The organism is Streptococcus danieliae (genome assembly GCF_009767945.1).
Classification (GTDB): domain Bacteria; phylum Bacillota; class Bacilli; order Lactobacillales; family Streptococcaceae; genus Streptococcus; species Streptococcus danieliae.
This window is the reverse complement of the sequence record NZ_WSRS01000085.1, coordinates 1-7,375: the sequence shown is the minus strand read 5'-3', so window position 1 is coordinate 7,375 and position 7,375 is coordinate 1. Positions and strand designations below refer to the sequence as shown.

4 protein-coding genes, 1 tRNA gene and 1 pseudogene are annotated in these 7,375 nt (G+C 43.4%); 1 reads left to right on the top strand and 5 read right to left on the bottom strand.

All coding sequences use genetic code 11. From position 1 onward, the window contains the following. Nucleotides 1-224 precede the first annotated feature (224 nt). Nucleotides 225-545: pseudogene (locus E5983_RS07880) on the top strand (IS30 family transposase); the annotation flags it as partial. Between the two features lie 286 nt (nt 546-831). Here the strand turns inward: E5983_RS07880 and E5983_RS07875 are convergent. From E5983_RS07875 to E5983_RS07855, 5 genes are all read right to left on the bottom strand, one after another. Beyond that, nucleotides 832-2,985, bottom strand: coding sequence for a glycoside hydrolase family 68 protein (locus E5983_RS07875; RefSeq protein WP_202056585.1), 2,154 nt, complete (start codon nt 2,983-2,985; stop codon nt 832-834). A 340-nt stretch (nt 2,986-3,325) separates the two neighbouring features. Continuing rightward, nucleotides 3,326-4,138, bottom strand: coding sequence for a class B sortase, LPKTxAVK-specific (gene srtB, locus E5983_RS07870; protein WP_160333316.1), 813 nt, complete (start codon nt 4,136-4,138; stop codon nt 3,326-3,328). A gap of 105 nt (nt 4,139-4,243) precedes the next feature. Next, nucleotides 4,244-4,789, bottom strand: coding sequence for an LPKTxAVK-anchored surface protein (locus E5983_RS07865; RefSeq protein ID WP_160333315.1), 546 nt, complete (start codon nt 4,787-4,789; stop codon nt 4,244-4,246). A 190-nt stretch (nt 4,790-4,979) separates the two neighbouring features. Continuing rightward, nucleotides 4,980-7,082 (bottom strand): TcaA second domain-containing protein, encoded by a 2,103-nt coding sequence (locus tag E5983_RS07860; RefSeq protein ID WP_160333314.1) that lies wholly within the window; start codon nt 7,080-7,082, stop codon nt 4,980-4,982. A 133-nt stretch (nt 7,083-7,215) separates the two neighbouring features. Then, nucleotides 7,216-7,289, bottom strand: a tRNA-Asn gene (locus E5983_RS07855). Nucleotides 7,290-7,375: the final 86 nt, after the last annotated feature.

Genomic DNA, 7,375 nt, shown 5'->3' with positions numbered 1-7,375 from the left:
TGAATGATTAGCTAGAAATGTGGTTAAATCTGTGATAAACTGGGTCATGGGAATAAATCTTTCTAGTAGTATTTTTTTGTCTAACTCTACTATAGCAGGATTTATTCCTTTTTTGCGTTTACACAAGATATTGTACACTCTCCTTGTCTACGAAGAAAATCGCAAAAAGAGTGTTTGTCTGAAACTAGACAAGTACTCATCAATTTTCTTTTGAGAAGCTTGAAGAAGCTGTTGTAATGACTTTAGTGGAACGTCAGACTCGCTTTGCTTTGGCCTATAAGTTACCGAACAAACAATCTGAAACTATCAAGAAAACTGTGCAGGACTTGGTTGAAAGATATCCTATTACTTCCATTACATCTGATAACGGCTCTGAATTTAGTCACTTATCAGAACTAACGAGCGTCGATGTTTCTTTTGCTCATCCCTATTCATCGCACGAAAGAGAGAAAAATGAGCATTTCAATGGACTCCTCAGAGAATTTATCACCAAGAGGCAATCTTTCAATCCACTAACCGATGAAGAGCTCGCTCAAATAGCTTAAGTCATAGAATTCTAGTACGCAGCTGACTTGTTGCACTTGAGTTGACAATTCAAGGTTATAATTTTCATAGTGAGACATTGTATTGAAGCTCACAAAAGGGAAAAATCGCTACTTTACCGTGGCGATTTTTCTTTTTGCAGTTCAGTAATCCCCATCAGAACTGAGATTCAAAACAACGGGAATGATTCCATGAAAGACAAAAATAGCCTCACTTAGAAATGCTCCAAGTGAGGCTATTGATTCAATCCTGTCTAAAAAGCGAAACTTAACAGTTCCTTATTCCAAACTAGGCTTTTTTGCGTTTGCTTTTTACAGTTGAAAGGGTTGCTAGCAAGCCTACAACTGTACCTACTACGACCATCGAAGAAGCATCTTCGGTTCCAGTCTTCGGCAAGGCTTTTTCAGTTTTGACCACTGTTGGAACAACTTCAGCCGGTTTCTCAGGAGTTGATGTTTTTACAACCACTGGCATTTCTGGTTGATAGATCCGTTTTAGCTGACCATTGCGTCCATAAGAATAGTAGCCAATACGAGACCAGTCAACGATGAAGTCTTCACCTGGAAGGCGAGAAGTTTCTTCGTCTCCCATCATACGGTCAGACTGACTAGTTTCATCCCAAATCCAGTCACCTTGTTCAGTCATATGAGCGAGAACACGGGTTTGCCCATCTGGCAAGACTTGGATGAGGAAGCTTGGAGACATGGTTGAGTTATTTCCCACTCCGGCAACCTCACTACGGTTACTCATATAAGAAGTCACCAACAAGAGGTCCTCATGTCCCTCAACTGGAACAGCATAGTAAGAGTAGGTCGCAGTCCGCCAGTCTGCTGGTACAGTCGCTGTTAGAACAACACCAGAACCATTCAGCGGTTTGTAACCACCCAACAAACTATCAGACACATAACCCAACATCAAAACGTTGTCTCCAACAGCCTGATTGGCCGCATGAAGAATGTTGTGATTGGCCGCATGGGTCAAGCGTGTGGTTGTAAAGAGATAGTACTGGTTACCAAGTTTGACAACATTTGGACGTTCCAACTCATCACTAACCATTGGAGAACTTACAAGTGGTGTGTAGTATTGAGCCACATAAGGACGTTTCTCACTGCCACCTAAGCGGACAATTCCGATTGCTGCATTGGAATGAGCCGCTTTTTTGTACATCCCTTCATTTTCCAACAAGTTGAAGAGTCTCTTAACCATGTAAGACGCATCGCCACCATAGTTGTTCCAGTTGTAGATTTGCTCTTCGCCTTGGTAGTTTTGTTGACCAGTGCTAGCCTCAAAGACCAAGTAACGTGTTCCATCTGCTTCCTCTACAATATGCGGATCACGCATGGCAATATTATCAAAACCACGATCCCCTTGAGTCCACTGGGCATAGCTTTGGTAGAAATAACCATCTCCACCCTGAGGAGTCAAGACTTGGTTGTTGGTCACTGAACGAATGCGAACATCTTGATCATCAAACAACAAGTTCAAAGTAGCAGTTGCTAATTTCTGGTTGTTGGACTGATCACTCGTGTCAACATGGGTGTAATAAAGCTGGATGGAACCATCTTTATTGACAGTGGCAGAACCAGACCATTGTTGCACAAGCGGTGACAAACCATAGCCAAAGATTGAACCAGCGTTCTTCCAATTGCCAAAGTTGTTGTCCCCATACTTGTTATAAAGAAGGTAGATATGTTGGTCATTTTCATGTGGCAAGCCCATCATAGCAATAACCAATTGGTAACCATTCCAGTTTACAATATGCCCAGTCTGAGCATCTTGAACAGGCCATGAATCCCACACATCTAGATCAGCCACTTCTCCAGTTTGGGCATTACGAGTTCGTGCCGCTGGCATATTTTCAATTTGCGAAGCATTGAAATATGGAATCGCGTAACGGGAATCACGATTTACTAATGATGTTGCAATATCTTCAAAATTTTTGTAGGTGATTAAGGTTCCAGAATTTGATGGAAGATCTTTTCGAACACGATTAAGAGCAACCTTTTGCGCCTCTGTTAGGTTCGCTAGATCGAGACCTGCCTCCTTAGCAACCTCATAAGCCTGCTTGCTAAGACCACGTGTCGCTGGCTCTATTTGAGCTGGGGCTGGACTAGTAGCTGGTTGACTTGCAGCAGCCTTCTCTACTGGAGCTACTTCCTTCACTTCATCAACAGCCGGTGCAACTGGCGCTGAAGCATGAGCTGGTGTAGGCTCAGCTGGGCTAGCAGGAGTTTCCACTGGAGCTGCTGAACTTGGAGCACTATTCTCAGCTGTAGTTGCAACAGGTTCTGCTCCCTCAGCAGCGATCAGAACCGCTTCCTGAGCATTCGCGCCAACACTATCAGCTGCAACAACAGATGATGTTCCAACTGCCATCATACCGGCCGTGGCTGCGCTGACTACAATCCATTTTTTCTTAGATTTACGCATTTTCTTTTGCATCTTACTCTCCTAAAAATTTTTAATTTCAATATTTTAAAGTGATTTCACGAAATCACTACCAAGGAATCCGGAAATTTTACAGATTTCTTTCAAGGATTTTCCAAATCCTAGTAACATTATTGTAACATAAACACAGGAAAATACATCAATAAAAATGAAACCAGTAGTTGACAAAAGTCTACTATTTTAACCAAGCACCCCTCACACCTCCCGCCAAAAGAAAAGCCCCTCATTTGTTAGAATCCAAACTCCAACAAATAAGGGGACTAAGCCTTTTCCAATAGGTGATAATAATCGTTTCCTTAGCTCATCTTGCTACGAAACTAAGAGGTTCTATTGCTTAATCACGCGTTGATTTATAAGCCAACTTCTCACCATGCTCTTTTACAAACGCCTCCATCTCACTATCTGGAATCTGACGAAGGTAGAGATTGGCACGAATTGTTTCGTCTTCTTCACGGCAAGTTGAAAGTACAAGGTAACGGTCTTCTGCCTTAATCTCGACATCTTTTTTCTTAACCTGAGCATCCTTGTAAACATGGTTCAACTGCTCAACAAAGTCTTGATCAGAATCAAATTCGGTACGGTAAAAAGCCGTTGTTTCCGGAACAATAATCATGGCTACAGCCTCATAGTAATATTTCCGTTCTGGTGTTTCAACCACGACATACGGATGTTGACTAAAATAGTCGCTATTACTGTAGAAGTTTACATCATTAAACATCCGACTATCTGGCACCTTGCTACCACGGGCATGCCCAAAAAGCCAGGTTAAGCGATCACTAAAGTCTTTCTTGTTATCCATATCCATAAAGACTGTCCCCATGTAAGGCTCATAGCCACCATCAAAGGTTTTGTCTAAATAAGTCGCATTATCTGTTGTTTGTACAACTGGCTCATCCAAGTTAGTTCCCGGTGCATAAACGTAAGCCACTGTATCCTTGTTCGTTGCTCGTAACGGCTCAAATCGTTTTTTAAGATACGCTTTTTCTTCAGCAGAAGGCTTGTAAGTCGCTACTTGCTGCTTCTGAGCTGAGGAAGTGCTTTGATTGGCTTCACTAGCAGAACTGCAAGCCACCAAGGTTAGCAGCAATCCCGCCAGCAACAGAACTCCTGTCAGTAGCGTTTTAAGTGAATTTTTTACGAATTTCATGTATCTACCCTTATATTTTGAAAACGAAAAGCGAGAGGGGAATAGGATAATCCTAAGACCCGACTCTCGCCTCCTTCACATGTAATCTAGTCGATTCCCTGTGTCTTATTTAACTGCAGAAGTGTTAGGAAGAACTTTTTGTCCTGCTTTAGCTACAGGTTTTGCAGTTTGTGCAGCTTTAACAGCTTCTTCTGTTGATTTTGCTTCTTCTACTGAGTGGTTTGCACGAACTGGATCAAGTGTGAAGTCAGTAGTTCCTTCTTCTGGAAGAACTCCACCTTCAGCTTCGATAGCATCTACCATATCTTGGTAGTAATCTTCCATGCCTTTTTGACCATTTTCAGTGATACGATCTAGCTCTTCACCGTATTTTTCACGAACAACTTTGTTGTTGATTTCTTGGTAAACTTCTTGGAACACTTCTTGCTCTTGAGGAGTTCCTTTAGCAGCTTGAACACGTGGGTCTTTGTTTGCTTCAGCAGTAATGTCAGTCAAAGCTGCAACTGGTGAAACTGCCAACAATGCTGCTGCAGCAAGTGTTGTAAGCAATACTTTTTTCATAATAATCTCTCCTTTAAATAATGGACTTCTAAAATTTTTGACCCAAATAATTGTGGAAACATATCTGTTATGGAAACGCTGCCAACTCATCTAGGACATCTTCATTGTATACATAAATAAATCGGATGTCAAGACTTTACCGGGTCTTTCTCCAAAATTTTGCAATTTTAAACCGGTGGTTACAAATCCTTGATGTAACTGGGTTTTCAGAACATTTACAGAAAAATAAGTGTAGTAATTTTGCATATAAACCAGAGGTTTTTCCTCTTTGGAAAGCCTTCTATTTTTCAAGAATTTTTACGAATAAAGATAAAAGGGCTTGATTCGAGACCTCTTTAACATGGTAGTTTGAACCTTGGGTATCCGTGCTTATTAACACCTGACCGCTTCCATCCACCTTTCGAACAAAGAAGTACCGTTGAACCGGATCTTGAGGAGAGACCTGGTAATCATAGACGTCTAAAATTTCCACTTTTTCCGTTACATCTTGACCTCCAGCTTCAATCAGTGTCATCGATTTCGAGGCTAATTGGGCTTTAACAGTCTCCAAAGTTGAAGTATAAGCACCAGCCTCCTGGCTATTCAGATAATCTGCCAAGACCTGACTTTGGACCTTGGTCCAAGTAGTTCTAGCCGCTTCCTCACTCGAAGCAGCAGTGCCGACTTCTGTATCTGAGCTAGACTTCTGCTCACTGGAATTTGATTCTTGAAGACTACTTGCTGCTCTCTCTGATTCCTGACTGGAACTGCTGCTACTTGATTCAGCATTCAGACTCGATGACTGACTAGTACCTGTTGAAGTCTCTGCTTCCTGATGTGAACGCTTCTCGCTCGAGCTGGATTCCTCTAGGCTACTTGTTTCAGACTCTACTTCCTGATTCGCACTACTTTCGTCTGTACGACTGCTGCTTGCCTGAGTGGCTGTTGAAGCCGTCTCACTTGCACTTGACTGCGATTGGGATTCCTCCTCCCTGCTCTGAGAATCGTCCAACTTTCTTTGATAGCTAGCTACTTGCTCTATGGATATCGGACCTTGCTCCATATTCCAACGCAGGATTTCCAGTTGATCCCCCACCAAACGGAAGCCAATTGCAACTTGACTTCCATCTGAAGCTAGGAAGTCTGGTAGACTATTTCCTTGACGAATCTGGTAGAGGCCCTGACCATGATCTTGCAGTTGACCAATGCTGAACAGAAACTCTTGGTTCTGGACCCGTAGGCGACCACTTCCATCACCCTTGAGCTTAAGTTCTCCCTGCTCCGCCTGCCAACTACCCAGTAGTCCTTCCGGAACTTGGTGCAAGACGTTCACTTCTTCTTGCTTAGAAGAACTGCTTTTCACTTCTATTTTCGCTTCTGAGGAACTAGAAGATTTTCGTTCCTTCAATTCCCGGCTCTGAGAGCTGGCGGCCTGGGCAGCCTTTTCACGACTTTGAGCAGCCGATGCTGAGGCTGACGCAGCGACTCGTGCTTCCTCCAAGGCCTGAACTTGCGCTTCCTTCATGGCAGTTTTCACACTCGCAGCTAAGTCTAGATCTACCTCTAGCTGGTCACTAGCGGCAGAAACTTCAACAGTCTTGGTCTCCGTCGTAAATTCTTTACCCATATAATAGAAGGAGGCATGCACCTGTAGTTTTTGATCTTCTAGGAGAAGCAAGGTTTTCCGTAGACCATCTACCACCTTTTTGCCATTGACCATAAGTTTTATCTGGCTATACTCACTTGCCTTACCCGGAAGTGTAGCGGACAGCTCTTTTTCCACAGCCGTCAAATTCATCTCCAATTGATTCTTTTGGCCTTTTTCAAAAGGTAAAAGCAAATTGGTATCCAAACGCCCAAATTCTGTTGAGGCTAAAAGGCTGAGAGGCTGGTTGGTCAGCTTCACTTTCCCCAAATTCGTTGCCTTATCCTTAGGCACGGTCTGCCCATCAATGGTCAGACCGTCCAAGTTTGAAGTCACCTGGACCGCTACTGGATAGGAGGAAACGCGATAATGATCGAAGAAAAAGAAAGTTTTACCATCTTCCACCAACCCTAGAATCCGATTTCCATTGGTATCTTGGTAGACCTTGGCACCGGCCTTCTGCTGTTTAAGCTGCTCCAATACCTCCTCAACCTGCAGATCATGATCCGCCAAGTAGCCTACAAAGCCCTGAGCATCACTCGCAGACCACTTGCTAGTTGGCGTCGATAAGAGGCTTGCCACCCGTTCATAGTCTTGAGCTTTAACAGCCTGACTAAAACTGCGAATTGCCGCATCAGGCCCTGATCCCTGAACCGCATAAATACCTCTTCCCAAAGCGAGAGCCAGTAGGGCTACCGCCGTTAACCCCGCCTTCTTTTTACCGCTCAAAGGCGACCTTCTACTTCCTACTTGTTTCATATTCTCACCTCTATTCTATAATTTCTAAAACTTTTCTTATCTACTATTATAGATGGTAGCAAAACAAGTGTCAAAAAAGAGCCCCTTTCAGGACTCTAATTCAAGCAAGAAAAAAAGCCCCGAAGGGCAAGAACTCCGCCAGTAGGACTCGAACCTACGACATCATGATTAACAGTCATGCGCTACTACCAACTGAGCTATGGCGGATAAAGAAAAGCTAAGCGACTACCATATCTCACAGGGGGCAACCCCCAACTACTTCCGGCGTTCTAGGTCTTAACTTCTGTGTTCGG